Here is a 25,824-nt window from a genome sequence, read left to right as displayed (position 1 = left end):
GATTAGTTGGCTTTCTTTATAGATGATTGCGCAAGGTGCAATTGTAGCAGGTGAACGCGGCGGTTATCGGCACGTAACACCGTAAACTCGAACTCGCCGATTGTGGTCTTTTCGCCCCGCTTTGGCAAGTGTCCAAAACTGTTCAGCACCAGGCCTCCGATGGTATCGAATTCCTCGTCGCTGAGGGAGCATTCGAAATATTCGTTAAAGTCCTCGATGGGCGTCAGGGCCTTTACTGAATAGTTGTTGTTTTTGTGCGGCATGATGTAGGTGTCTTCGTCGAAATCGTATTCGTCTTCGATTTCACCTACGATTTGCTCAAGCACGTCTTCGATAGTCACCAATCCTGATACGCCACCGAATTCATCAACGACGATGGCCATATGATTGCGTGTGGAGCGAAAGTCTTTAAGCAACACGTTAAGGCGTTTACTTTCCGGTATAAATACCGCTGGACGCATGACGTCGCGGATATCGAAACGTCCCCGTTGCTGATCAGCAAAATAGGCGAGTAAATCCTTCGCCAACAGTATGCCGACAATTTCGTCGCGGTTTTCACCAATGACGGGGAAGCGGGAGTGGGCAGATTCGAGTACGGTGGGAAGAAAATCTTCCGGCGCCACGTCGCGTTCAACTACGACCATTTGTGATCGCGGTATCATGACGTCTCGTACCTGCATATCGGACACCTGCATAACACCCTCAATCATAGAGAGTGCATCGGTATCGATAATGTTTTTCTGTTCGGCGTCACGTATGACGTCGGTGAGTTCGTCGCGGTCCCTGGGCTCGCCGTTGGTGAATGCCTGACTCAGGCGTTCAAGCCACGTTCGAGACTCTGAGGAACCGTTGCTACTTCGTCCTTCCTTCATGAGTTTTCCAATGGTTGATAAGGATTCGGGTATTGCAGTCCGTGCATGATCTCAGTTTCAAGAGTCTCCATTTCTTGCGCATCAGCCTCATCTATGTGGTCATAACCCAATAAATGCAAGGTACCATGAATAATCATGTGTGCCCAATGAGATTCGTATGATTTTTCCTGTTCGCGGGCTTCATTTGCTACCACTGGGGCGCAAACCGCGATATCACCTAGTATAGTCAAGTCTATCCCCGGAGGCATATCCATTGGAAATGACAAGACATTGGTAGGAGAATTTTTACCGCGATAGGTGCTGTTCAGCTCGGTCATTTCATCCTCATCCATGATGCGAATACAAACAGTCGCGTTTTCCTCGCGGCCGTGCAAAGCCGTATTCGCCCAATGACAAATCTGTTCCGGTGTTGGCATGTCAGGAGTTCGCGTGACCGCGAACTCCACGTCGATGTTGTTCATTAACTTTTGGGGTTCTGCACCTGATCGTGCGCGTCGTATGCGGCGACCACGCGTTGTACCAGAGGGTGACGAACCACGTCTTTGTGTTCAAAAAAGGTAAAGCTAATGCCTTCCACGTCACTCAATATGCCGACGGAATGCTGTAAGCCTGATTGCCTACTCGAAGGCAGGTCGGTTTGAGTCATATCGCCAGTGACTACGACGGTAGAGCCGAAGCCGATGCGTGTGAGAAACATCTTCATTTGCTCGACGGTGGTGTTTTGCGCTTCGTCGAGAATGACAAAGGCGTCATTGAGGGTGCGACCACGCATAAATGCTAATGGAGCAACTTCGATGACGTGGCGTTCGATCAGTTTGCCAACTTGCTCGAAGCCTAATAACTCATATAGCGCGTCATAAAGTGGTCGTAGATACGGGTCGATTTTTTGCGCCATATCGCCTGGCAAAAAACCCAGACGCTCGCCAGCCTCAACGGCTGGACGGGCAAGGATAAGCCGACGCACGCGGTCATTCTCCAGCGCATCGACCGCAGCAGCTACCGCCAAATAGGTCTTGCCTGTGCCGGCAGGGCCTATGCCAAAACTAATATCGTTTTTCTGAATGCGTTTGATATATTCGCACTGATTTTTTCCACGCGTCTGTATGGTCTTACTGCGTAGAGCTAATTGCCCGTTGCGATTTTCCTCAGTAGGGTTCTTCTCTAGCATATTCTCGATTCCGGATTCCTGTAGCATTACCTGCACATGCTTGGGATTGAGTTCAGTTTCTACGGTCTCATCGTACATGCTTTTCAGAATCGCCGCCGCCTTATGCGTAGAACCATTGTTCCCGATAATACGAAACGCATTACCGCGGTGGTTGATCTCCACATTCAGGCGCTTTTCCACCTGTTGTAGATGTTGATCAAATTGTCCGCAGAGATTTGCGAGTCGGTTGTTGTCGACGGGTTCGAGCAGGATGTCGAGAGATGCCAATTGTTGACCTTTTAATAGCTTCGGAATTGCGCTCAAGCAGTCACACCTATGGTTGTGGAAGAAGTCGTGGCCTTTTCACCGGAGCTGATAAACTCGCCGCGCAGTGAATTGGGTAAAGCTTCAGTAATTCTGACGTTAACAAATGTCCCTATACAAGAGGGATCGGCGTCGAAATTGACGACGCGATTGTTTTCTGTGCGCCCGGCGACCTGGTTCGGATCTTTGCGCGAAGGACGGTCGACCAAGACTTTTTGTACAGTGCCAACCATCGAGGCGCTGATTTCCGCTGCCATTTGATTGATGCGTGTCTGCAGGATAGCTAGGCGCTGTTTTTTTACGTCTAGGGGAACATCGTCGGGCAGACTGGCCGCTGGGGTACCGGGGCGGGCACTATATATAAAGCTGAATGAGTGATCGAAGCCGATATCGGCAATGAGGTTCATGGTGGCTTCAAAATCGGCGTCGGTTTCGCCGGGGAAACCAATGATAAAGTCCGAAGAAAGGCTGAGTTCGGGTCTCGCTTCTCTTAGGCGACGTATCTTTGATTTGTACTCTATGGCGGTATGACCGCGTTTCATCAAAGCGAGTATCCTGTCTGCACCACTCTGAACAGGTAAATGCAAATGCCCGACCAGTTCAGGGATATCGGCAAAGGCCTGGATCAGGGAGTCGCTCATTTCAACCGGATGTGAGGTCGTAAAACGAATGCGATCGATGCCGTCGATAGATGCTATGTAGTGGATCAATAAGGCTAAATCTGCCAGCTCACCATCATGGGTGCGACCACGGTAAGCATTTACATTCTGTCCCAATAAATTGACTTCTCTTACCCCTTGGGTCGCCAGTTGCGCCACTTCAGCAATTACATCGTCAAAAGGGCGGCTTATTTCGGTGCCACGGGTATAGGGTACAACACAAAATGTGCAGTATTTACTACAGCCTTCCATCACGGATACAAATGCTGTGGGGCCTTCGGCACGTGGCTCTGGTAGGTGATCAAATTTTTCAATTTCCGGAAAGGATATATCAACTACCGCATGTCTTTCCTGACGGACTTCATCGACCATTTGCGGCAGACGATGCAAAGTCTGTGGGCCAAATACCAGGTCAACATAGGGGGCCCGTTCGCGGATGGCCGCACCTTCCTGGCTGGCGACACAGCCGCCAACACCAATGATGAGTTCCGGGCGCGCTTCTTTCATCTCACGCCACATGCCTAGCTGGGAAAATACCTTTTCTTGGGCTTTTTCTCTTATAGAACAGGTGTTTAACAGGAGGATATCGGCTTGTTCGGGATCAGCGGTCAGGTCCATTCCGTAGGCCTGGTCGAGCACATCCACCATTTTGGAGGAGTCATACTCGTTCATCTGACAGCCAAAGGTTTTGATATATAGCTTTTGTTTCATGTGCTCCGCTAATCTCACAGGGAACCGCGCATTCTACCTATAAATTGATGGAAACGCACTAGGCCCTGCTATGTTTTCGGCGCCTCCCGTAAGCCACCTTAGCTTATTTAGTGCGTTTTGTGTTTATCCGGTACAGAAATACGTCACATTTAAAAGGTTTGACCCTGGGTGCTAGAAACAATTCAGCACGAATAGGGCCTTACGCATAAATTGGGTCTGATTCCAGATGGTCTATAGTTACAAAAGGCATTCTCCACTAGTTTAACGTTGTGGTCCGAAAAGCCTGTCTTCGCAGGTTTGATGCTGTTCGTTTGTAGATATGTACTAGGCACTTATAAAGATATTTTTTGGTGAGTTCTGCTCTGTCGGCCAGTGAATCCAGCGTTTTGTCTTTCGCTGTGATTCAAGGGCTACCAATCGACACGCACGGAAAGGAGTAAATATGTCCCAAGACTTTAATCAACTTGCCGAAACCATTACGCAAAGATTTCGAGACGGATTGCGTACGGACGCGCGTGACTATTTGCATCGCAGTGATTTTGAACGATTGCAGTCAATAATCGCAGAGTCGTTAAGACAAGAGTTTTCAGAACTGGCGAGCGAATTGGAATTGTTTGCGCGCCGCCTGCGCAAAAGTCGCGAACCAGTTGAACTGGGAATGTAGCCGGTTTGCATTATTGACAGTCTGTATAACCTGCTCAATACTGCCAGGTGTTGGTGAGGGTTTGATTTTTACGCGCGGCAGCAAATAAATCTATTGTGTTCTCGAATATTTCTTTTTCCTTGATGTGCTCAGCTACGAATGCGGGAAAAGAATCGTTAGCTCCCAAATAAGCCGCCATCCTTCGGGTGTGTTTCGGTTTCGTTACGTTTAGCATCAAATATTTTCCTTTCTAATCGGCGGCAACATAAACGGCATTCGAAGGAGTCGATTATGAGCAGGCCTAAAGTTAAAGTCTTGTGTGTTCATGGTGTAGGAAAACATTCCCCGGGAGGAGCCTGGGAAAAGGAATGGGAAACTGCAATCAGTCAGGCAGTCAGCGCAACGGCAAACGAAGTGGAATTGGACGTGCGTTTCGTTTATTACGACGATATCTTTGCGGCTCACCCGGTCAGCGCATTTGATGCCGTTCAGGCAATGAGCAAGCTGCTTAAAAACGGCGTCACGAGTTTGTTTAATCGGCGACGGGGAATGGACGGAGGTCTGCGCTGGACAGCCGGCATGGTGGTGCAGTGGGTGGAAAACGAGGTATTGAGAGAGCAAACGCGCAAACGTTTGATTGGGCGTGTGGAAGAGTTCAATCCCGACGTTGTCTGTGCACATAGTCTTGGTTCATTGGTGTCATACGACACGTTCACGCATCCATCGACGCGTGAATGCATTAATGATCGGATTTTTGTCTCACTTGGGTCGCAAATAGGAAATGCCTTTGTCGCTGGAAGCTTTCGGGCCGGACGTATCATGCCCTTGACACAGGCAAAGCACTGGTATCACCTGTTCAATAAGGAAGACGATGTGTTTACTGCGCCATTGCGTTTACACGATGATGGCTTTACCCAAGTGGAAACCTATTTTGATATTCCTGGAATAGCCGATCATTCCGCAAGTCACTATCTGTCACACAAGAATGCGATAGGAACGGTATGGCAACAAGTTGCTCTGGAAAAGATACAGCCGTCACTTTATGCGCAACCTGAAGTCGCTATGTCTGAGTTACCTGAACGCGTGCGTGGAATAATCGGTCGATCGCGCAAGCCCATGCATCGCGCCTTAATCGTAGGACTTAATCAATATCCGGATAGCGACATGTGTCTGGAAGGATGTGTCAATGATAGTTACTTGATGAGCGCGACCTTGCAAGGTATCGGATTTGACGCAGAAAATATTCGTATGGTCCTGGATAGTCGTGCAACGCGCAAAGGAATAGCCGATCGTCTGGAGTGGTTGCTTGACGATGCGCGGCCTGGAGATAAACGTGTCTTCTATTACAGTGGTCATGGGGCGCAACTGGCAAGCTACGGCGAAGGTGATAAGGTTGATCGTATGGACGAATCCTTAGTGCCTTATGACTTTGACTGGAGCGACGAAAAAGCATTTACCGATGATCAATTTTACGAAATGTATTCACAACTACCTTATGAAACACAATTCATGTCGGTGTTCGATTGTTGTCATTCGGGTGGTTTAACTCGCGGCGGTTCGGCGCGCGTGCGTGGCGTGAGTCCGCCTGATGATGTGCGTCACCGTTCTCTGGTGTGGCATGAGAAGGAACAGCTTTGGCTGGAACGCGCCATGAAAGAAAAGACAGCAGACAGTGCTTTTACACAACGTATCGAAGGCTTGGATAAACAATTGCGCAGAAGTCTTGGTACTGCAACACGGTTACGCACATTGGATCAAGAACGGTTCCGCGCCGTTCGAAAAGAACAGGAACATAATGGGCCATATATGCCGATATTGTTTTACGCGTGCAAAGAAAACGAATATGCCTATGAATACACTCATGGCAGTGTTCCGCACGGCGCATTCACGTTTTCACTGGCAAAAAATCTCCGTCGTTTTCGCGACAAAGGTTTGGTACCAAATTTTATAGAGTTAAGAAAGGCAGTTACGCATGATCTCAAGGTGATCGGCAATGAGCAGCACTGTTCGTTGATAGGGCCTCGTGATTGGCTGGAATCACCGGTACCTATTCTGCATGCAACAAAAAAGTCCCGGCGGAAAATCGAATCTGAGCCGGCATGAGGCTGAGATTTAAGGTGTCCTTTGTTTCTGGATGTTGAGTGGCGTTGTGCACAGTATCGTGTCGCATTCAATGACTGCAAACAAAGGACGCCGGTTTTTACAAAAGTCACTACCAGGTTGCTGGATGGGCCTTGGTAGGTTTTTTTACTTCCTGTATGGGGTCTAACCAGTCGTCGTCTGCGGTATCGGTAATCTCGGTTCCGTAGTCATCTGGTTCGGCGATGTCCAGGGCCCCCGCCCAGTTTGTGGGTTCTTCGCTGAGTTCGATTTCCAGCTCTGCCCAGTCATCAAAAGTGATTTCTTCGATATCACCATCAAAGTGTTGAATCTCTATTACACCTATAACATCGTCGACGGCAATGACCCGGAAATTTTGTCCTTTATCCAGGTGCAGATACCAGTTGTCGACTACGGGCTCAAGGTCAATATCCATGTTGTTTCCCTCAGCAGAATTTGTACGGTATGGTGAATTAATACTAGGTCTCAATTTGTCGCTAAGCATATGAAAAGTTTTTCTAGGAAAGATTAATTGTTGTTATCACAACAGGTGTTTGCCTGATCGGTTTTGAATGGCTCTGCAAACAGGGATAGGCGTTTGCGACCTAGTGGTAGCTGGAGAACATTAACATTTTGTAATAAATAGCGGAATATTTGTTTGTTTTTCTAAATACTACTACCAGCAGGCCGATACCGAGTCTTATTAGCTGAATGTTTTACAGGGCTATGAGAACAGCAAATCGCAATACAAAGCTATTTCCTCTCGTAAAGTATTTTTCAAGAACGTCTCTGGTGTTGATATCAATTGTCGCGATGTTGCTGTTCTTTACCTATCGTCAACAGACGATTCAAACCCTGATTTCTCACGGTGAACAAGCCAATGTTGTGTTAACCCAGGCTGTGTCAAATACCATATGGCCCGAGTTTCGTAAATTTGCCCCGGTAGCGTCCAAGCTAAACAAAGACGAATTGTCTGTACATCCCAAACTCCTGGCAACCAATCAACTGGTGTTGAGCTACATCGATAAAACACCGATCCTGAAAGTAAAGATTTTCGACCTGAACGGGAAAACCATTTACTCTACTGACTTCAGCCAGCTTGCGGTACAGAAACCCGCAGACTATGGCGGCAGCGTCGCGGCAAAAACTGCGCTTGTGATCAGTGAGCTTTCGCATCGCGAAAAATTCAGCGCGGTGAGTGGTGAGCTGTTTAATCGCGATGTGGTGTCTAGCTATTTGCCAATACGTGATTTCGACGTGGGTGGAATGGGTGTGGCAGGGGTCATTGAAGTTTATTTCGATGTTACCGATCAATTCGCCGAGGTTAAGAACAGACAAACCTTTGCATTCTTTTTTATCGTTATACTTCTATTGTTGCTCTACACAAGTCTTTATCTGATTGTTAAACGCGCAGATCGGATTATCCAGACCCAGGCTATTAGCTTGAGACAGTCTTTGAAAAAGATTGAGGAAAAAAATATTCAACTGGATCAGCAGAAGGCATATTTCGAATCTGCTGGTGATTCATCTGGTCTGGATTCTTCTGGTTTCAATTCCGGTTTGTAGTCAGCGTACTTCTGCCAGCAAACTGGAAATCATTCTCTCGGCCTGCCCCTGGTAACCACTGCCAAATAGATTCAGGTGATTCAGGATGTGGTAGAGGTTGTATAAGGTTTTACGGATGTTATAACCAACGTGCAGCGGGTAAGCCTCATCATAAGCGGCGTAAAATTCAGCGCCAAATCCGCCAAATAATTCCGTCATGGCGATGTCGGCTTCCCGATCACCGTAATAGACGGCCGGATCAAAAATAACCGGATTGCCTTCGCGATCGAAACGATAGTTTCCCGACCAAAGATCGCCGTGCAACAGATTTTTTTCCGGCTGATAGCCATCGAAGAAATGCGATAGTTTGTCCAATAAAATATCGCCGTCTTTTGTCATGCGGCCCGTGTAACCATTTCTTGCAGCAAGCTCTAGTTGAAAGCCCAGTCTTTGATCACGCAGGAATGTCAGCCAGTCATTTGCAGGCGTATTAACTTGTGGTGTTGAGCCGATGGTGTTATCTCTATGCCAGCCAAATTGTTTTCCTGTATGGTGGTGCAATGCGGCGAGTTGTTGCCCGAGTAAAACCTGTGATCCGCGAGTGCCTTCGTCAATAAATTCCATTACGATATAGCTCGCTCCCCTGGTCTTCCCCCAGCATATCGGTTGCGGAACGCGTATAGCGTCTGCGGATCGGAGTTCGAGTAAACCTTCTGCTTCGGCGTGGAACATTTCACATCGCTGTTCAGCATTTATTTTCGCGAAAAACTGACGATCGCCACTGTCAAGACACCAGGCGTCATTTATGCTTCCACCACCGACGCTGTGCTTGGATGTTATCGCGAACGTTCGCCCAGTGGTTTTGCTGATGTCTTCGCATATGGCGTTCCAGTACATGGCTTATCCCTTTAGTCGTAGTGCTTCCTGATTGAAAGCGTCGTCAATGGCGCATATGCTTTTCTCAATTAAACGAAAGCCCTCCGCAGGGGCGTCGTCGGCCATGTACTTTAAGCGAATTGGCCCGAGTGCAAGCACGACTTGCTCGCGCGCTAGCAGGCAGTTTTCATCTCCGCAGGCGCAGTGTTGTGCAATGCTTTTCAGTAGTTCACCGATTAGCGCGTGGGGGTGGCTCCCGTCTAGTGCGTGCCGCAGCGCATTGCCATCGCCGGTGGCATAGGGATAATCGGTGTTCTGATTGAGAAATTGAATTAGCTTACCCAGCGTCATATCGATTCCTATTGTTTATGTGTTATTCCAAATCAAGTATATGCTCCCATTCAGCCGCTGATACCTGATTGATGGATAGACGATTGCCCTTGCGCACTAACGGCATTTCCTGCAGCGCCGGATCATCTTTTAGTTCGCTAAGACTAATAGTGCGCTTGAATTTTTTTACAAACTGAACATCGACCATAAACCAGCGTGGGTTTTCTTCTGAACTTTTGGGGTCGTAATACTTGCTTTCCGGATTCCAGGAGGTGAAGTCTGGATAGGCCTCTTTCGCCACCTTGGCGATGCCTACTATGCCGGGAATATCGCAATTGGAATGATAAAAGAAAATCTTGTCACCAACTTTCATGTCATCACGCATCATATTTCGCGCCTGGTAATTGCGAACGCCGTCCCAGTGTTCGGTGCTGTCAGGTCTGTTTTTAAGATCATCAATGCTGAATACATCAGGCTCGGACTTCATTAGCCAATACTTCATTTTTAAAACACTACCTCTCATTTTTTAAATGCGTAAAACGTGGTCGGTGTTACTACACCGTCGAGTGGAACATCCCAGGGTTCGTGAGGAATGTCGTCGATTAGTTGAAAGTCATAGGCAACACCAATCAATCGCGGTTTGTGCCAATGTTTGCGGGTGCCAAGAAAGGCAAAGGTTCTGTCATAAAATCCACCGCCCATGCCGAGTCTGTTGCCCGTTTTATCGAAGGCGACCAGCGGCATCAGTACCAGATCCAGGCTGCGTGGCGTAATGGTAGTTCTGTTTTGATAGCGAGGTTCGGCGATACCGAAGCGATTATTTCGCATGGGGCTTTTTTTTGTGTATCGAATGAAGACCATGCGGTCGTAACCTGGCTTGTGTAATGCGGGCAGAAAAACACGTTTCTTTAATCCAAACGCGCGTAGTATCAGCGGAGTTAAATCCAACTCGCCGTCATTGCTGAGATACATGGCAATACGTTGGCTATTGCGAAAAAACTGATGACGATGAAAGTGCTGATAAAGCGATGCCGCGTGTTGATGGCGATCATCTACTGACAGGGATCGGCGCAACAGACGTACCTGTTTGCGGATGTCATTTTTTGAAGTCACAACAAGAAGGTTTATCCAGGAAGATAATGAAGATTCATAATAGATGGCACTCTCCGGAAATTCCGTAGTCCTCGCTCTCCTTGAACCCTGGAGTTCAGCTTGGGGACAGCGACTGACATATTAGGCTTTCCGTCGAGCGGACATGCACACAATGCCAGAATTTAGTCCCCGGAGAGTGATTTATCGGCTCAAGAAATATTCGAGGTACTTACCTGAATACCAGAGAGCGCCAAACCTTTTAAACCGGTGCGGTTACGCTGATAATTTCTGTCTTTCATCGAGCGCTACCTCAATTTTCTGCTGCAGACCTTGCATTCGGGACCTTAGCGCCCGACTTCGTTCCTTGTCTGCCAGTTTGTATTGCAATAACTCATGTGACAAATTTAGTGCCGCCATTATTGCAATACGTTCTGTTCCGACCACCTTCCCTGATGAGCGAACTTCACGCATTTTTTCATCGAGTAATTTTGCCGATGAAATCAGTTCATCTCGTTCACTGTCCTGACAGGCAACTCTGTACTCCTTGCCCAGGATCTGCACATTCACCGCGATCGCTGCCATTCTCTCTAATCCTCAAGTTCCATGTCTTTCAGACGAGTTATTATTGACTCTACCCGTTCTTTCGCCATGACATTGCGCTCCAGCAAGATATCACGTTCTTTTGTAAGTTCTTCCTCGCGTGTTCGCAGCGCAATATTTTCTTCTTGCAAACGACGACAGAGTGAAAGCAACTGCTGTACAGTTTCCTCCAGGTCGTTCACCCCCACATCATCAAAGTCCATTGACAACTGACTGGTGATTAATTCCATGACACCTACCTTTCGACAAATTTCGATTCCTGTTTTATCAGGAACACGTTAAATGCTAGCATGTTATCCCCGCTACAGAAAGCCTGGTTTGTATGACTGAAAATGATAGGGATTCCAGAATCTTGCCAGTTTTTCCTAAAAGTGAGTATTCACCTGAAGCTATAATCGTCGAAGACAAGGCGCAGAATGGTAAAACCTGCCGGATTGTGGATAATACCGGGTCGATTCCTGTACAGGAACTGGCTCAATTACTTGGTCAGATGATTGAGGATAAGCAGTTTGGTATCAAGGGGTTATCGGATTCACAGGGGAATTTGCGTTTGCGCGAACCACGTGGCGGCCACATACAGATCAATGGGCGGCTCTACCGCATGATCATCAATACATACGAAGCAATATTGGACGAATTTTGACGCACAAAGATAATTTGACGCACACTGAGATAGAGCAGTGTTTATTGCGCGCAAATGCCGACGTTGAGGCGGCTGAGGCCCACGGACAACTTTGTGGCATGCTGTGCGTGGCGCGCGAACTGGATGCCACGCTGTGGATTGAACACGTTTTGGGCGACCAGGATCCTGGAAACATACTCGCGGCCGAGGCGCGTGATCTTCTGCAAAGTCTTTATGAAACCACTCGCCAACAGTTTGCTGATGGTAATTATGAATTTGAAATACTGTTGCCAGATGACGAATTGGACTTAGGCGATCGTATCGCCGACTTATCGTCCTGGTGTCAGGGGTTCCTTTACGGCATGAGTGCTGCTGGTGTTAGTAATGTGGAAAACCTGCCCGGAGAAGTTGGTGAAGTCGTTCAGGACTTTCTTGAAATCTCCCGTGCCGGATATGACCCGGACCAGGACGAGGAACAAAATGAACGAGCCTATTCAGAAGTTGTGGAGTATTTGCGTGTGGGTTCAATGTTGGTCTATACCGAATTCAATCAGGCTGAGCCGGACGAACAGCCGCCAACCTTACACTGATTAAGCCTATGCATTTCAAACCTGCTGAGTTTAAACGTCGTCGTAAAGAGTTAATGCGCCGCATCGGTAAACAGTCAATTGCGATAGTCGCGGCGGCACCGGAAAAAATTCGTAATCGCGACGCTGATTATGCCTATCGCCCCGATAGTGATTTCTATTATTTAACTGGATTTGCAGAACCAGAAGCCATCGCGGTGTTCGTCCCTGGTCGCAAGGAAGGACAATTCATCATTTTCTGCCGCGAAAAAAACCCGGAAATGGAAACCTGGACGGGACGTCGAGTGGGAGTGAAGGCTGCACCCAAGACGCTGGAAGCCGATGAAGCCTGGCCCATCGACAAGGCAGATGAATTAATTCCGCAATTATTGCAGGATCGTCATCAAGTTTTCGTCAGTTTCGGCAATGATCAGGATTTTGATACGCGCATGATTAAATGGATAAACGGCGTGCGTCGGTTATCGCGTTCTGGCGTTCATGCGCCACAGCACTTGATCAGTCTCGAAAGTGTATTGCATGAAATGCGTTTGATTAAAAGTCCAGCCGAATCCAAAGTCATGCACAAGGCGGCAAGAATTTCTGCCGAAGCACACTGTCGTGCGATGCAGACATGCAAGCCCAATTTGTTCGAATACGAAGTCGAGGCTGAATTACTGCATGTCTTTCGAAAACACGGTTGTGAAACAGCGTATAACTCCATCGTTGGCGGAGGAGATAATGCGTGCATTCTGCACTATGTGGAAAACAGCGATGCGCTGCATGATGGAGACTTGCTACTCATCGATGCCGGCGCAGAGTTGAATTTTTATGCCTCGGATATCACCCGTACCTTTCCTGTAAACGGTCGTTTTTCCCCAGAACAACGTCAACTGTATCAATTAGTGCTAGATGCCAATTATGCAGCCATAAAAGAGGTGCGCCCGGGAAATCATTGGAATAAACCCCATGAAACTGCTGTCCGTGTGTTGACCAAAGGGCTGGTCAAATTGAAGTTGCTCAAAGGCAAAATAGAAACCTTGATCGAGAAACAGGCCTATCGAAAGTTTTATATGCATCGCACCGGGCACTGGTTAGGAATGGATGTGCACGACGTCGGCGAATATCGCATCAATGGCAAGTGGCGCAAACTGGAGCCGGGCATGGTGCTGACAGTTGAGCCGGGTTTATACATCGCCCACGGCACGAAAGGCGTGCACAAAAAGTGGTGGGGCATAGGCATACGCATTGAAGACGATGTACTGGTGACGAAGAAGGGTAACCAGGTGTTGACCGAAGATGTCCCCAAGGAGGTCGATGAGATTGAGGCATTGATGGCGCGATGAATTCCCAAGAACAATTCGATGTTTGCATAATCGGTGGTGGCATGGTGGGCGCGACCATGGCGATTGCGCTTTCCGGGCAGGGTTTGCGTATTGCCGTGGTTGAAGCGTTTCCCTTTCGTTCTGACCAACAGCCTAGCTACGATGCACGCAGTATTGCTTTGGCCTATGGCAGTCACAAAATTTTCGACAGCATCGGTCTATGGCGAGAAATGCGGGATGAGTCGACGGCGATTAAGGAGATTCATATCTCCGATCAGGGACAATTCGGCGTGACGCGTATTGATGCACACAAAGAAGACGTTGATGCGCTAGGCTACGTCATCGAGAACCGTGTAATTGGTGGCGCGCTCATGCAGCGTTTGAATAGCTGCGAGGATGTGAGTTTGCTTTGTCCCGCCAAGCTGGAATCTATTCAATATCACAGCGATGGCTTGGAGCTGGGGATTGCGCTCAATGATGGCGTACACAAGATCCGCACTCGTTTAATGGTCGGCGCTGACGGCGGCAATTCGCAGGTGCGCAAGTTATTAGATATCGGCGTCAATCGTTGGGAATATGGCCAGACCGCGATTATCAGCACGGTGACTCCCGCCTACAAACACAATAATGTCGCCTACGAACGTTTTACACCTGGCGGCCCTATGGCCTTATTGCCTATGTCTGAGAATCGTTGTTCACTGGTGTTAACCACTCGTGATGCCGATGTGGATGGAGTGATGGCCCTGGAAGACGACGCGTTTTTGTCCTTGCTGACAGATCGTTTTGGTTATCGCCTGGGTGCGTTTACCCGTGTGGCGAAGCGTCACGCCTATCCGCTGGTAATGTTAAAAACTAAAGAACATATCCGCCCCGGCGTGGCGATTATTGGCAACGCCGCGCACACTCTGCACCCGGTTGCTGGTCAGGGATTCAATCTGGGTATTCGTGACGTTTCGACCCTGGCAGAGGTAGTAGTGAATGCGGCACGGCAGGGCGAAGACATTGGTAGCGACGCCGTCCTCAAGCGCTATGAAGTTGCGCGTAAGCGGGACCACATGGGCGTTATTGGTTTTACGGATACGGTGGCGCGTGTGTTTTCCAATCAATGGGGGCCATTGGCACATTTGCGCAGCAAAGGCTTGTTGGTTACCGATCTTGTACCACCGCTCAAACATTTTCTGACAAGACGAACCATGGGCATGGCGGGGCGTCTGCCGCGTTTATCACGAGGATTGCCGCTATGAAAAACGAATATGACGTCATCATCGTTGGCGCGGGTATGGTCGGTGGTGCCCTGGCAGCGGCGATAGGCAACAGCCGGTTGAGGATCTGTCTCCTGGACGCGGGCAAACCTGATGTAACGTGGCCTTATGATGAATACGAGTTGCGTGTCAGTGCGATTACCAAGGCGTCGCAAACGCTATTAAACAAGATTGGTGCATGGGATCGCATTGTGGAACGGCGTTGCTTCCCGTATCAGAAGATGCATGTGTGGGACGCCACGGGAAGCGGAGAAATTCATTTCGATTGCGCCGATGTGGGCGAAGCCTGTCTTGGCCACATCATCGAAAATCGCGTGATACAGGGAGCGATCATTGATCAGCTACACACGCTGCCGCAAGTGGATCTGCGTTTTGGTGTACGTCCCCAATCGCTGAACATAAATATCGATGGCGTGACGCTTGAGTTGAATGACGATACGCAACTAAGCGCGAAACTCATCGTCGGTGCCGACGGTGCGCGTTCGTGGATACGCGATTGCTCCGATATCGACACCATCGGTTGGTCGTATCAACAAAATGGATTAGTCACTACGGTGACGCTTGAAGAGACTCACCAGGAAACTGCGTGGCAACGCTTTTTGCCCACCGGTCCCTTGGCCTTTCTTCCACTGGACGAAAAACACTGTTCCATCGTTTGGTCAACGACACAGGACGAAAGCGTTCGCCTTTGTGGATTGGATGAACAGACATTTATTGATGAATTAAATACAGCGATAGGCGAACAAGGGCCGGGCAAGGTGGTTGCCATAGGCAAACGCGCCGCTTTCCCTTTGAGTCTTCAGCATGCGCGGGACTACGTTCGAGATCGCGTGGTTCTGGTTGGGGATGCGGCCCATACCATCCACCCGCTGGCCGGCCAGGGGGTAAACCTGGGTTTTCTTGATGCCGCCCTGTTGGCCGAGGTCTTAATGGACGCGGCGAACGCGCACAAAGATATTGGACAACTGAGCGTGTTGCGTCGCTACGAACGTGGGCGCAAGGCGGACAATGTCATGATGATGTCGGCTATGGATGGGTTTAAACGGCTGTTTTCCAATGAGATCAAGCCCTTGTCTGTGCTGCGTAATATGGGTTTGAACCTGGCCAATAGCGTGCCGCCGCTGAAGCAGTTGTTTATACAACAGGCCATGGGTATGCGCCGGGATTTACCCAAATTGGTGCGTAGTGGGCATTGACTTACCTGTATCCAGGCCTTCTCAGGAATTTACTTTTAACCCTCAGTTGCACTTCAGAATTCCCGTGTTAAGCTTTCTGCACATAACTAAATCAACAGTCTGAGAGGTTGCACGTGAGTCAGGTCATTCCTTTCCCCAAAGCATCGCGCATCAGCGAAGCGGATATCAATAATATAAAAATGGCGGTGGAAAAGGCAGTCGTCGCCCATCAGGTACTGGCTATGTATCTCGATGACATCTGCAGCGATCCACGTCTCGAGCATCTTACTAAAGAAGAATTGGCTGAAGTGTTAACTGCCATGTTGCAGCAACGCGAAAAATCATAACGGGAACATTCTCAAGCGCCCGTATACCTGGGTCAGTGTCTTTAGTTTCGTTTTTTCTTTCGCGCCGAGCTGCGACCAATCAAAACGCCAACGCCAGTTACCTTCAGTGGTACCTGGCGTATTCATTCGATGAAGTCCATCTAAACCCATCACGTCTTGCAACGGTAGAATGCAGGTGTTTGCCACCGAGGCCGCCGCTGCTTTTATCAAAAGCCAGTTGATAGGTTCTTCGCTTTGAAACAGGTATTCATGAACGTGACGCTTTTCATTTTCTGGCAAACTTTTATACCAGCCGAGCGTCGTATTATTGTCATGAGTGCCGGTATACACCACGGCGTTTTTCTCATGGTTGTGTGGTAAATAGGGATTGTCCGGCTGACCACCAAAGGCGAATTGCAATATCTTCATGCCGGGCAATTTGAATCGTTTACGCAAGGCATCCACTTCCGGCGTAATAATACCGAGATCTTCCGCTATCAACGGTAACGGCATCGAAAAGTGTTGTTGAAGTGCAGTAAATAATTCCTCGCCTGGTGCCTTGCGCCACTGTCCATTGATGGCTGTTTCCTCTGTTGCCGGAATGGCCCAAAACGCTTCGAATCCCCGAAAGTGATCAATACGCACCTTATCAAAAAGCTGTAGCTGCGTTTCTATGCGTTCTATCCACCATTGAAAAGATTGTTTTTGAATTTCCTGCCAATTGTATAAAGGGTTGCCCCAACGTTGACCGGTTTCAGAAAAATAATCGGGCGGTACACCGGCGACTTCGGTGGGCTTGCCCTGTTCGTCGAGGAGAAACAGCTCTGGTCGGCACCAAACCTCGGCGCTGTCATGGGCGACGAAGATAGGTAAATCGCCTAGCAGTTGAACATTCTTTTTGCTGGCATAGTCTCTGAGTTTTTGCCACTGGGTGAAAAATAAATATTGTTCAAATTTGATCGCATCAACGATCTGTTGGTGTTGCTGGTAAAACGATTTGAGTGCCTGTTGGTCGCGACTTCTAAATGGCTCTGGCCAATCCGTCCAGGACTGATGACCATGTTGGTTTCGCAGTGCAATAAAAAGCGCATAGTCGTGTAGCCATGTCTGGCCGTCACAAAAGGTATCAAACGCATCCATCCATTCATTGTTAAGCTGTTGTGTTACCGCCGTCCAAGCCGAGGCAATACAGCGTCTCTTGAATTGCAATACATCTTCATACGCGCCGGGATGTCCAATAGTGTGTAGAAAGCCAGCTTCCTGTAATGGCGTCAAAGAAACAAATACCGGATTGCCCGCATGCGATGACAAGGCCTGATAGGGCGAAAGGTCACCGTGAGTCGGACCAACAGGCAACATTTGCCAGAGACTCTGACCGGTTTCGTGTAGGAAATCGACAAAAGAAAAGGCTTCGTCTCCAAGTTCTCCGCCCAAAGGATTGCCTGGCAGCGAACTCAGATGTAATAGAATGCCGCTACAACGTTGTGTGCTGGAACTAATGTGGATGTCCTTCTTGTCCAGGTCTCATCACCCCACCAGCTGCTGGCGCGCCGCTGCCGCTGCTGATGACTTGATTGAGCTCTTGTGGTACTTCTTCCCCAAGTAAGTGATAAAGTGTTGTCAGTTGTACGCGAAAAAGTTGCTCGAAGCTTTTTACCGAATCTGCCGGATTGTAGTCTCCAAACCACCAAAACCAGTCTGAACCTTCGCATATTGCGAGTTGTTTTTCGGCGGCCTCTTGTTGCTCTGCGCTCAGTTTCCGGTTGCTGACAACCTTATCGAAAGTTTGTTTTGCCGATACCAGTAAGTCCCACCCGTTGTTTTTGTCCTTTTCACCTATCCAGGTGGAAAAAGTACCGTATACCCAACTTCCCGCGGCAATCTTGTCCAGTTGCATGCGCCCGGTAGCGGCGTCTATACAATCCGAAAAAGTACACAGGTTTAATCTTGGATGTTGAACAAGCTTGGCGTAAAGTGCGCTGAGAAAATGAAAACCGTTTTCCGGGTAATACTCCCACGCATTTTCACCATCAAGAATAATTGGCACGATAGTGTCGGCATCGTATTCACAGGCCTCGGCAATATTTTCCAGATGGTGAATGAGATTGTTTACTGCATCGTTGGCGTGCCAGCTTGAATAGGTAAAACCTATCAGGTCTGACAATCCATCATCGCGAAAGAAAAGACTGACATTATTGTCTTTCAGGTGAAATTGGCGATGCAGGCAATGGCCCTCGAGCAAATGCATAATCGCAGGGCTCTGGCCAATACTGTTGCGCATAACGCTTTCGCCACTGGCAACCCATTCGATCTCGAATTTCTCACAAAGACGCAAAGTCTCGGCGCTGATGCTTCCTTCAGACGGCCAGCAACCACGAGGACGATGATTGAAGTGTTGCTCGAAAGATTTCAGCCCTTGCTTGAAATGCCAGGCACAACGTTCCTCTCCACCGGGGTAACAGTCATGTTTAGGCAGTTTTACATTCGGCATTGCGTCGCGTGCGCTGCCGAAATCCAGCATGAGAGGAATAATCGGATGGGCGTAGGGCGAAAAGGCTAACTCGACTTGACCTTGTGCGGCGAGGGCGCGGTATTTTGGAATTATGCTGTTTATAATATCGCGTATGAGCAGTAATAGTTGATGACGTTCTTCAACGCCAAACTGGCTGGCACGTTCGATTAGCGCGCGCGCGACCTTGTTTTCGCGTTTGACGGTTTCACCCAGCCAGGCAATGTGATACCAGGTCAGCAAATCAAAATAAAATTGCGCCTGCAGATAGGGTAGTAGCTTCGGGTCTTTTAGTGCGCTGCGACCCATTTCAGCCAGTCCCTTAAATACCGGGTAGCGATTGATCAGGTGGGTGTCATTGGCGCGTAGACAGGCCGCGATTAATGTTTTTTGTTCTTCAGATCTAGTAGGGATGTCATTAGCAACCAACTGCATCAACAATGGATCGTTGATTTGTTTGCCGCTGTCTACGTAAGCGTTGATCTGTTTAGTGTAATCGTCGAGTTGTTCCAGCAAAATCGGCGCAAAATTGATAACGGCCTTGGCGCCAGGCTGATTAGCGATGATATTTGCCATGTCGATATAATCTTTGGTCGCGTGCAGATATGTCCATGGCAAAATGTAGTTACCAGACTCGCCGTTGTAATAGTAAGGCTGATGCATGTGCCAGCACAGAACAACGCGAATCGACTTATCTGACATGATGCGTCCTTTGTCCAAGCATATCAGGCGTCACGAGCACGACGCCGCCGGGGCTGACTTCGAAGCGTTTGCGGTCTTCTTCCAGATCTTCACCGATAACGGTCTCATCTGGAATAATACAACCTTTGTCCAACACGACCTTGGTCAAACGGCAGTGATTGCCAATGACGACATCGGGCAGAATGACGGAATCTTTTACCGTCGTAAAGGAATTGACGATAACGCGTGAAAACAATAGCGAATGCCTGACTAGTCCGCCCGAGATGATGCAGCCTGCTGATACCATGGAGTCAACTGCCATGCCACGTCTGTCGTCATCGTCGAAAACGAATTTGGCGGGTGGAAGCTGGTTTTGATATGTCCAGATCGGCCAGTCCTTGTCATACAGATTCAGTTCTGGCGTCACGCCAATTAATTCCTGATTGGCTTCCCAATAAGAATCTAAAGTGCCGACATCGCGCCAATAGGCTTGCTTACCCGATTCGGTATGGCGAAATGGATAGGCGAAGACGCGTTGCTTTTCGATCAAACGTGGAATGATATTTTTTCCAAAATCATGGCTGGAGTCCGGGCTATCCGCATCGGCAATTAAATGCTCATACAAAAAATCTGCATTGAAAACGTAAATTCCCATAGAGGCCAACGCGCATTCAGGCTTACCAGGCATCGGTGTTGGTTCATCCGGTTTCTCGTTAAATGCAACGATGCGACCATCGTTTTCTGTGCTCATGACGCCAAAGGATTTGGCCATTTCCAGATCGGCTTCTATGCAGCCAATCGTCATGTCAGCCTTTTTTTCCACGTGATAGGCCAGCATCGGACCGTAGTCCATTTTGTAGATATGATCGCCAGCCAGGACGAGTACTAGCTCCGGTTTGTGTCTACGCAAAATATCCAGGTTCTGGTAAATCGCATCTGCTGTTCCGGCATACCAGGATTCTTCGATACGCTGTTGCGCAGGTAATAACTCTACATATTCGCCCAGTTGTCCTTGCAGAAATCCCCAGCCCATTTGTATGTGACGAATGAGTGAATGAGATTTGTATTGGGTAACGACACTAATACGACGAATGCCGGAATTAACGCAATTAGATAAGGGAAAATCGATAATGCGAAATTTTCCACCAAACGGTACGGCGGGTTTTGACCGCCAATCCGTTAGTTGCTTTAGCCGGGAGCCGCGCCCCCCGGCAAGAATTATAGCCACAGTGTTGCGTGTAAGGCGGCTGACAAAGCGGGACGTTTGTGCTTCCAAGCAGCACCTCCTTGTCTTGTCCTGAAACCGAAACCTCTTACGACTTTTTCTTGCTATTAATTATAAAGCTAGCACGAAAGTCGGATAATTGCCTGTTACGAGATATGTGGACCACGCCGGTTTTGACTAATTCCCTGGATTCGACTTTAATAAGGAGGTCAATTGGATACAATTACTTCTGTCCCCGGTCAAACCCTACTTATATAAGACTAAATTAAGGTTTTGTCGGGATTTTGGCGGTATAGTCACAAAAACAAGTGGGAATAGCTATGTTTCGTGGGTGGGGATATATTCTGGCCATATTTCTTATGGCTTTTTCATTAGTTGGTTGTGAGTTGACACTAAACGCCGATGTCGATGCCAATGTGGATGCTGGCAATACCGATACCAGCCTTCCAACGGCAGAATCTGAATCAACAAAAACACCCGAGTCGCTCAATATTCAGGCCGTCGATGCGCTCACTTCTGGTGACTCTGTTCAACTTCACGTTACCGCCCAGTTTAGTGATGGTTCTACCAAGGATGTTACGGCCTATGCAACGTGGAGTGCTGATTTAACCGGTGTTGTGGTCACGAATAGCGGTGAAATGATTATCAGTGACGATGTAACCGGCTCAGTGGAAATCACTGCCAGCTATGAAAGCGTCACAGGTAAGTTGAATGTTGTTATAAATGCGCCTGTCACAATCTCAAATTCATCATCCACATCCACTCAAAATCAGAACACAACGGAGCAAAGCAATTCCGCGGCGAATAAACTCCAGCTAACCGTACAAAATAAAGTGACTGTTCGCGTGGGTGATGTCTTTCAAATACCGGCATCGATTGTTAATGACGAAGGCAAAATTTCTGTAGTTACGTCGGCAATGGTCTGGAGCATACCTTCGGATGACGGGACGCTTCTCATTGATCCGCTGGATGCGTCTGTACTGAAAGCAATCACACTGAACAGCCCAAGCAAGAACGTGACTGTAGTCGGATCATATACAGATGGTAGAATTACTGCCGCTGTAGAAGTAACCGTTGAAGTCAAATTTGTTGATAGCTTTACCGTTGCTGGACCGTCAATTACTGATCCAGTAGCTATCCCTGTACTTCGTGAAATAAACAATAGCGGCTTACTTATATCAGCTTTTATGGACAACTCAGGAATTGTTGCCAAGAGCTATGGCTCTCCAGCTTTGATACCAGGTTTGGTTGTGCGCTATAGAGGGGCAGATCCGAACAAGGATGAGGAGGTGGTGCTCGTTCTCGCGCCTAAAGCTGATGGCGTTTCTGCTGTTGCGCTGTTTGTTTATTATAGTTTTTGGACTCTTGAAACATTTAAAGGTAGTCCTGTTCAAGTACAAAAGGAATATCTTTGGTTAGCGAGTTCCGAGCATTTGATGCTTGACAGCTTTAGTCAAAATAATGGTCTTGTGACGGGGGTTTTTGCCGCAAATGTATGCCCTAAAGTTGAGCTACTACTCGGAATTTGTGGAGATGCGGAGAAGTTTCAACTAACAGGCAGCTTTGCCACCGTCGTTGAGCCAGAACTACTCATGAGTGACGCGATTGCAACGGCTGTTCCAGCGAGTTCTCGTTTGGTGTTAGGTGATGGGTATCCAATTGGCACGGAAACGGTTCGTTTGGAACTCGGTGTTGCCCCTGGGCTAGATTACGAATTTCAGATTATCGGGGCTGATGTCGAGATGAGTATTGAGAATTCCTCGTGCACACGACGAATCAATTGTTCGATAACACCGATAGTTGGTAAATTGGTGTTTCTCATTGATCGCGCCAGCGCCAGTCCCGTTGGGACTTCTAATTTTTCAATTGTCTCAACTAATGCTGAGGCGTACGTCGTGCGAGGCAGTATAAATGCCCCTATCGACTTAGGTATGGCGCCATTCCGTAAGAAATTCCAAATTGGCGGTGGTTCAAACTATTATAAAATCGGTATTGATCCGGCGCGAAAATATTGGATAAAACTCGATAATCGTAACAATAGCAATGTGAAGATAAAGGTGTACTCAGATGCGGCATTTACACAAGCCATCACCTATACACCATATTCTTTTGATAGCAACGATAATAAAATCAATGGTACTCCAGTTGACTGTTCAGCGGAGACTACCGACGAATGTACGACGAATTTTGTTGATCGGGTGGATGGGAGAGTCGCATTTTCGGATCTATATGTAGAAGTAATCAATCCATCGGTCAGTGAGCAGGATCTTTCTGCTATGACGCTACAGGCGTTCTTTGAGTACGAAATAGTCTGGGATGCAGGTGTTTTAACTGGCGATGTATCAGAGGTTAGCCTCAGTGGGCAGGTCGGTCCTCAACACTTTGACGGGATTGCAACTGGTCCTTCAGTTGCCAGTTATTATGGTTTTGAAGTGAAATATACGTCGTTTTACAATGTTGAGATATCAGGAGTGAGCGGGCGTACCGAGGTGTATGTAAATACCAATTCAGGTACCGGCAGCACCCCCTGTAGTACCTTGGTTATGCCGGGTGAAACCATGAACTGTATTTTCAACAACATAAGTTGGGCAACAGTCAGTGTTAACGGTGCTTATAAAGAAGGTGGAACCACCTACAATCTGAAAGTGACAGAGATACCTGCGTCCGAGGTATACCAAGTCAATATGCGAGGCTGGAATTCGGCCTTGGGTTATCCATTTGTTTCTGTATTTTCCAGCGCTGGTAATATTCTTTATCGGCGCAACATTCGAGCACCGGCTCTGGGGAACGGTAATGATATCGGCATTGATATCGTTAAATTCAGAGTTCCACCAGGAGACAAGATGGTGTATTTGAATATGACTGATGTGTATATTAACGGCGGAGATTATTTACTGAATGTGACTTCTCCTGGTGGGCAAATAGGTAATATTATTGGAGAACTAGATGACAAGAATATCGGTGAACCAATGGACAATAGTATTACCGGTGCGACGAAATTGTTGTTGAATGTTTCAGAAGGACAATCGCGCAACAAAATATCAGCCACAATTGGTGACACTGACTGGTTCAAATTCTGCCCTGTGGCAACAGACTGTCCCTAGACTTAGTTGATTAGACCGATTTGTCGGATTTAGACCAGCGAGACAAGGTCTCTGAAAGCAGCGATACATTGATGGGTTTATTCAAATAGGCGTCACATCCCGCTGCCTTGAATTTCGATTCGTCTTTGTTGAGGGTGGCGGCGGTCATCGCAATGATGGGATTCTTGAATCCAGCTTGTCTTAATTTTCGCGTCGTTTCTATGCCGTCCATGCCGGGCATTTGTTTGTCGACGATGATCACGTCATATTGCTTGTTTTCTATCATGCGTAAACCTTCATAGCCGGTATCCGCGGCATCTACAGTGCATCCCATCTTGGCGAGATAAGAACCAAGCAAAATGTGTATGTCTGGTGAATCATCAATTACAAGCACATGTAATTTCAGATTGAGATTCATGCGATCTATTTTTGAGCTCTTGGCGCTGATTTTCGCCACGATGTTGTCTTGCTGGTGTTCTGACTGTACAAGTTCTTCGTCCGCTATTACGCCTGGATAAATAGAGCAGCTAAACTGGCTACCCTTGCCCGGTGAGCTGATTACGTTGATGTCTCCTCCGAGCAGTGTGGCAAGCATGCGTGATATCACCAGTCCCAGGCCCGCACCGGATGGGCTGGAATGTGGTGTAATTTCCGCCTGGGTAAAATTGCTGAATAGCTGATTGATTTGGCCGATTTCAAGTCCGATCCCAGTGTCCTGGATGTCAAATACAACATTGCCTTTGCCGCCGGCTTGATAATAAATATTTACTCGGACATGACCCTTTTCAGTAAATTTGAGAGCGTTATTAAATAAATTGAAAAGGATCTGTTTCAGGCGCATGTAGTCAGTGGTAATAAAGGCTGGTAGCGGATAGGAGTAATGGCATTTCAGCTCTAGTCCTTTTTCTTGTGCACTTTGGGTATAGGCGGAAAACAATTCGTCTACGAAGGTAAATAGGTTGAAGCGCGTTTTGTGAATGTCGATTTCACCGGATTCAATTTTTGAAAATTCCAGGGTGTTGCTGATGAGAGTTTGCAGATGTTTGCTATTGTGCAATAGCGCACGCTTAAATGAGTCTTGTTGATTTTTGGGTAGGTCTTCCATGGTTATGTGGTCTATGTAGCCAATAATAGAAGTCAGCGGCGACATGATTTCATGGCTCATATTAGCGAGAAATTGATTTTTTGCCTTTGTGGCGCGCTTCAAGTCTTCATTGCCCTCGAGCAGTTTTGACTGCATATATTCTTTTTCGGTCTCATTCGTTTTTAACGAAAGCGACAATTCGTTTATTGCGACTCCGAGTTGCTCAATTTCATCATTTCGTGCGTAATTTAGTGTTGCGCCAAGTTGTCCGTGTTGAATTTCCGTTATGTGGATTTTCAGTTTTTTAAGAGGAAGAATTACTCGGCGATTAAAAAACCAAACCAGAATAGCGGCAAGAATTGCACCTGTGCCTAGTCTTTCTAGTAAGTGTGCCGCGAAGTGCTTTTTCGATAGGTAGTTAAAAAGCCGGTTATCTATTACAACCAGCACATAGCCAACAGGCTGGTTATGACTAAATATTGGGTGCTTGGAAAATTCTGCAAAAGACAAACTTTTTATTCTTTGGATGTCGTCCGCTTCCTTAACGTCTCCGGAACGAAACTCCGGGCGAATAATTGATGCAAGCAGATGTTCTTCAGTGTCCATGATAGCGCTTGCGATGACTTCGTTCTCGTGAGAAAGCGTTACCAATGCATTGTGCAGAGATGATCGATTACCGGATAAAAACGCGGACGAAGATGCTTGAGCCGAAAGAAAGGCCAGGCTCTTTATTTTTTTGTGAAAATTTTGATGTATTTGAATCTTGTGTTCGTCATACTCGATCCACGTCGTGATCAAACTGGAAATAAGCACCATACCGATTACCAATAGGAGGTAACCGGTTTTGATTGACCGGAATCTTGGTGCAGTTTTTTCCATTACGGGTTCTTATTCCAACCTAAGCAAATTGCGCTTCAACGGTACTGTTTTCGGTAATTTAACAATAGTCGACAGTAATCCTATTCCCTCTTTTCGCAGAGTTCGGGCTTACAGATGTATCGACAGATAGATAGGGAAAACTTAGTAATTAAGAAGGAAGAATGCGGGGTAAATGATTATGCGCTATAAAG

At 47.7% G+C, this 25,824-nt stretch carries 25 protein-coding genes and 1 other RNA gene; 10 read left to right on the top strand and 16 right to left on the bottom strand.

The window, feature by feature from the left end:
* Nucleotides 1-2: 2 nt before the first annotated feature.
* Genes OEZ43_18985 through miaB form a run of 4 tightly spaced genes read right to left on the bottom strand, consistent with a single transcriptional unit; the run spans nucleotide 3 to nucleotide 3,713 of the window.
* Complete coding sequence (locus OEZ43_18985) at nucleotides 3-872, bottom strand: CBS domain-containing protein (protein ID MDH5547668.1); 870 nt, start codon at nucleotides 870-872, stop codon at nucleotides 3-5.
* Complete coding sequence (gene ybeY / locus OEZ43_18980) at nucleotides 869-1,288, bottom strand: rRNA maturation RNase YbeY (GenBank protein MDH5547667.1); 420 nt, start codon at nucleotides 1,286-1,288, stop codon at nucleotides 869-871. The genes OEZ43_18985 and ybeY overlap by 4 nt, the downstream gene beginning before the upstream one ends.
* 44 nt (nucleotides 1,289-1,332) lie before the next feature.
* Nucleotides 1,333-2,343, bottom strand: coding sequence for a PhoH family protein (locus OEZ43_18975; protein MDH5547666.1), 1,011 nt, complete (start codon nucleotides 2,341-2,343; stop codon nucleotides 1,333-1,335).
* A complete protein-coding gene (miaB, locus tag OEZ43_18970; protein MDH5547665.1) occupies nucleotides 2,340-3,713 on the bottom strand; it encodes a tRNA (N6-isopentenyl adenosine(37)-C2)-methylthiotransferase MiaB in 1,374 nt (457 codons plus the stop codon). Before miaB ends, OEZ43_18975 begins: the two co-directional genes overlap by 4 nt.
* Nucleotides 3,714-4,155: 442 nt before the next feature.
* Between miaB and OEZ43_18965 the strand changes: the two genes are divergently transcribed.
* Complete coding sequence (locus tag OEZ43_18965) at nucleotides 4,156-4,377, top strand: hypothetical protein (GenBank protein MDH5547664.1); 222 nt, start codon at nucleotides 4,156-4,158, stop codon at nucleotides 4,375-4,377.
* A gap of 270 nt (nucleotides 4,378-4,647) precedes the next feature.
* A complete protein-coding gene (locus OEZ43_18960) occupies nucleotides 4,648-6,459 on the top strand; it encodes a caspase family protein (protein ID MDH5547663.1) in 1,812 nt (603 codons plus the stop codon).
* A 109-nt stretch (nucleotides 6,460-6,568) separates the two neighbouring features.
* On the opposite strand, the gene OEZ43_18955 is transcribed toward OEZ43_18960, so the two are convergent.
* Nucleotides 6,569-6,892, bottom strand: coding sequence for a hypothetical protein (locus tag OEZ43_18955; protein ID MDH5547662.1), 324 nt, complete (start codon nucleotides 6,890-6,892; stop codon nucleotides 6,569-6,571).
* A 290-nt stretch (nucleotides 6,893-7,182) separates the two neighbouring features.
* Here OEZ43_18955 and OEZ43_18950 point away from each other — a divergent pair, with 290 nt between their 5' ends.
* Entirely contained in the window at nucleotides 7,183-8,022 is an 840-nt protein-coding gene (locus OEZ43_18950) for a hypothetical protein (protein ID MDH5547661.1), read from the top strand.
* Here the strand turns inward: OEZ43_18950 and OEZ43_18945 are convergent, their stop codons facing one another.
* The 7 genes from OEZ43_18945 to OEZ43_18915 all read right to left on the bottom strand — a co-directional run bounded on the left by OEZ43_18945 (nucleotide 8,023) and on the right by OEZ43_18915 (nucleotide 11,129).
* Nucleotides 8,023-8,898, bottom strand: a complete 876-nt coding sequence (locus OEZ43_18945) for a fructosamine kinase family protein (GenBank protein ID MDH5547660.1) — start codon at nucleotides 8,896-8,898, stop codon at nucleotides 8,023-8,025.
* Nucleotides 8,899-8,901: 3 nt separating this feature from the next.
* Nucleotides 8,902-9,228: a hypothetical protein gene (locus OEZ43_18940; GenBank protein MDH5547659.1), complete on the bottom strand. Its 327-nt coding sequence runs from the start codon at nucleotides 9,226-9,228 to the stop codon at nucleotides 8,902-8,904.
* Nucleotides 9,229-9,250: 22 nt separating this feature from the next.
* The gene (locus tag OEZ43_18935) at nucleotides 9,251-9,709 is read right to left on the bottom strand and encodes an EVE domain-containing protein (GenBank protein MDH5547658.1); all 459 of its coding nucleotides are present in this window, start codon (nucleotides 9,707-9,709) and stop codon (nucleotides 9,251-9,253) included.
* A 17-nt stretch (nucleotides 9,710-9,726) separates the two neighbouring features.
* Complete coding sequence (locus tag OEZ43_18930; protein ID MDH5547657.1) at nucleotides 9,727-10,320, bottom strand: 5-formyltetrahydrofolate cyclo-ligase; 594 nt, start codon at nucleotides 10,318-10,320, stop codon at nucleotides 9,727-9,729.
* Nucleotides 10,321-10,366: 46 nt separating this feature from the next.
* Nucleotides 10,367-10,549: non-coding RNA, 6S RNA (gene ssrS / locus OEZ43_18925), on the bottom strand.
* 23 nt (nucleotides 10,550-10,572) lie between these two features.
* Nucleotides 10,573-10,881 (bottom strand): cell division protein ZapA, encoded by a 309-nt coding sequence (locus OEZ43_18920; GenBank protein ID MDH5547656.1) that lies wholly within the window; start codon nucleotides 10,879-10,881, stop codon nucleotides 10,573-10,575.
* Nucleotides 10,882-10,886: 5 nt separating this feature from the next.
* Nucleotides 10,887-11,129: a TIGR02449 family protein gene (locus tag OEZ43_18915; protein ID MDH5547655.1), complete on the bottom strand. Its 243-nt coding sequence runs from the start codon at nucleotides 11,127-11,129 to the stop codon at nucleotides 10,887-10,889.
* Nucleotides 11,130-11,251: 122 nt separating this feature from the next.
* Between OEZ43_18915 and OEZ43_18910 the strand changes: the two genes are divergently transcribed.
* From OEZ43_18910 to OEZ43_18885, 6 genes are all read left to right on the top strand, one after another.
* Nucleotides 11,252-11,542 (top strand): hypothetical protein, encoded by a 291-nt coding sequence (locus OEZ43_18910; GenBank protein ID MDH5547654.1) that lies wholly within the window; start codon nucleotides 11,252-11,254, stop codon nucleotides 11,540-11,542.
* Nucleotides 11,539-12,111 carry a UPF0149 family protein gene (locus OEZ43_18905; GenBank protein MDH5547653.1) on the top strand — a complete coding sequence of 191 codons (573 nt, stop codon included), beginning with the start codon at nucleotides 11,539-11,541 and terminating at the stop codon, nucleotides 12,109-12,111. The genes OEZ43_18910 and OEZ43_18905 overlap by 4 nt, the downstream gene beginning before the upstream one ends.
* 8 nt (nucleotides 12,112-12,119) lie before the next feature.
* Complete coding sequence (pepP, locus tag OEZ43_18900) at nucleotides 12,120-13,430, top strand: Xaa-Pro aminopeptidase (protein ID MDH5547652.1); 1,311 nt, start codon at nucleotides 12,120-12,122, stop codon at nucleotides 13,428-13,430.
* Nucleotides 13,427-14,653 (top strand): 2-octaprenyl-6-methoxyphenyl hydroxylase, encoded by a 1,227-nt coding sequence (ubiH, locus tag OEZ43_18895; GenBank protein MDH5547651.1) that lies wholly within the window; start codon nucleotides 13,427-13,429, stop codon nucleotides 14,651-14,653. Before pepP ends, ubiH begins: the two co-directional genes overlap by 4 nt.
* Nucleotides 14,650-15,867, top strand: a complete 1,218-nt coding sequence (locus OEZ43_18890) for a UbiH/UbiF/VisC/COQ6 family ubiquinone biosynthesis hydroxylase (protein ID MDH5547650.1) — start codon at nucleotides 14,650-14,652, stop codon at nucleotides 15,865-15,867. The genes ubiH and OEZ43_18890 overlap by 4 nt, the downstream gene beginning before the upstream one ends.
* Before the next feature lie 113 nt (nucleotides 15,868-15,980).
* Nucleotides 15,981-16,193, top strand: a complete 213-nt coding sequence (locus OEZ43_18885; GenBank protein MDH5547649.1) for a hypothetical protein — start codon at nucleotides 15,981-15,983, stop codon at nucleotides 16,191-16,193.
* Here OEZ43_18885 and malQ read toward each other — a convergent pair.
* From malQ to glgC, 3 genes are read right to left on the bottom strand one after another with little or no spacing between them, the layout of a single operon-like run.
* The gene (gene malQ / locus OEZ43_18880; protein ID MDH5547648.1) at nucleotides 16,188-17,672 is read right to left on the bottom strand and encodes a 4-alpha-glucanotransferase; all 1,485 of its coding nucleotides are present in this window, start codon (nucleotides 17,670-17,672) and stop codon (nucleotides 16,188-16,190) included. The two genes, OEZ43_18885 and malQ, sit on opposite strands and share 6 nt — an antisense overlap.
* Nucleotides 17,668-19,383: a glycoside hydrolase family 57 protein gene (locus OEZ43_18875; protein ID MDH5547647.1), complete on the bottom strand. Its 1,716-nt coding sequence runs from the start codon at nucleotides 19,381-19,383 to the stop codon at nucleotides 17,668-17,670. Before OEZ43_18875 ends, malQ begins: the two co-directional genes overlap by 5 nt.
* Complete coding sequence (gene glgC, locus OEZ43_18870; GenBank protein MDH5547646.1) at nucleotides 19,373-20,638, bottom strand: glucose-1-phosphate adenylyltransferase; 1,266 nt, start codon at nucleotides 20,636-20,638, stop codon at nucleotides 19,373-19,375. Before glgC ends, OEZ43_18875 begins: the two co-directional genes overlap by 11 nt.
* 269 nt (nucleotides 20,639-20,907) lie before the next feature.
* Between glgC and OEZ43_18865 the strand changes: the two genes are divergently transcribed.
* Nucleotides 20,908-23,691 (top strand): hypothetical protein, encoded by a 2,784-nt coding sequence (locus OEZ43_18865; protein MDH5547645.1) that lies wholly within the window; start codon nucleotides 20,908-20,910, stop codon nucleotides 23,689-23,691.
* A gap of 10 nt (nucleotides 23,692-23,701) precedes the next feature.
* On the opposite strand, the gene OEZ43_18860 is transcribed toward OEZ43_18865, so the two are convergent.
* On the bottom strand, nucleotides 23,702-25,633 hold the full coding sequence (locus tag OEZ43_18860) for a response regulator (protein ID MDH5547644.1): 1,932 nt from the start codon (nucleotides 25,631-25,633) through the stop codon (nucleotides 23,702-23,704).
* Nucleotides 25,634-25,824: the final 191 nt, after the last annotated feature.

This window comes from Gammaproteobacteria bacterium, assembly GCA_029881255.1.
GTDB lineage: Bacteria > Pseudomonadota > Gammaproteobacteria > S012-40 > S012-40 > JAOUMY01.
The sequence above is the reverse complement of the archived record's forward strand: the minus strand, read 5'-3'. Positions and strand labels throughout refer to the sequence as shown.

Bases quoted from the DNA above. Each gene is read 5' to 3' on its own strand.
- OEZ43_18950 (MDH5547661.1), top strand. From the start codon at position 7,183: ATGAGAACAGCAAATCGCAATACAAAGCTATTTCCTCTCGTAAAGTAT.
- ubiH (MDH5547651.1), top strand. From the start codon at position 13,427: ATGAATTCCCAAGAACAATTCGATGTTTGCATAATCGGTGGTGGCATG.
- OEZ43_18920 (MDH5547656.1), bottom strand. From the start codon at position 10,881: ATGGCAGCGATCGCGGTGAATGTGCAGATCCTGGGCAAGGAGTACAGA.
- OEZ43_18935 (MDH5547658.1), bottom strand. From the start codon at position 9,709: ATGAAGTATTGGCTAATGAAGTCCGAGCCTGATGTATTCAGCATTGAT.
- OEZ43_18965 (MDH5547664.1), top strand. From the start codon at position 4,156: ATGTCCCAAGACTTTAATCAACTTGCCGAAACCATTACGCAAAGATTT.
- OEZ43_18865 (MDH5547645.1), top strand. From the start codon at position 20,908: ATGTTTCGTGGGTGGGGATATATTCTGGCCATATTTCTTATGGCTTTT.
- pepP (MDH5547652.1), top strand. From the start codon at position 12,120: ATGCATTTCAAACCTGCTGAGTTTAAACGTCGTCGTAAAGAGTTAATG.
- OEZ43_18915 (MDH5547655.1), bottom strand. From the start codon at position 11,129: ATGGAATTAATCACCAGTCAGTTGTCAATGGACTTTGATGATGTGGGG.
- OEZ43_18985 (MDH5547668.1), bottom strand. From the start codon at position 872: ATGAAGGAAGGACGAAGTAGCAACGGTTCCTCAGAGTCTCGAACGTGG.
- OEZ43_18940 (MDH5547659.1), bottom strand. From the start codon at position 9,228: ATGACGCTGGGTAAGCTAATTCAATTTCTCAATCAGAACACCGATTAT.
- ybeY (MDH5547667.1), bottom strand. From the start codon at position 1,288: ATGCCAACACCGGAACAGATTTGTCATTGGGCGAATACGGCTTTGCAC.
- OEZ43_18875 (MDH5547647.1), bottom strand. From the start codon at position 19,383: ATGTCAGATAAGTCGATTCGCGTTGTTCTGTGCTGGCACATGCATCAG.
- OEZ43_18960 (MDH5547663.1), top strand. From the start codon at position 4,648: ATGAGCAGGCCTAAAGTTAAAGTCTTGTGTGTTCATGGTGTAGGAAAA.
- miaB (MDH5547665.1), bottom strand. From the start codon at position 3,713: ATGAAACAAAAGCTATATATCAAAACCTTTGGCTGTCAGATGAACGAG.
- OEZ43_18945 (MDH5547660.1), bottom strand. From the start codon at position 8,898: ATGTACTGGAACGCCATATGCGAAGACATCAGCAAAACCACTGGGCGA.
- OEZ43_18955 (MDH5547662.1), bottom strand. From the start codon at position 6,892: ATGGATATTGACCTTGAGCCCGTAGTCGACAACTGGTATCTGCACCTG.
- OEZ43_18860 (MDH5547644.1), bottom strand. From the start codon at position 25,633: ATGGAAAAAACTGCACCAAGATTCCGGTCAATCAAAACCGGTTACCTC.
- OEZ43_18890 (MDH5547650.1), top strand. From the start codon at position 14,650: ATGAAAAACGAATATGACGTCATCATCGTTGGCGCGGGTATGGTCGGT.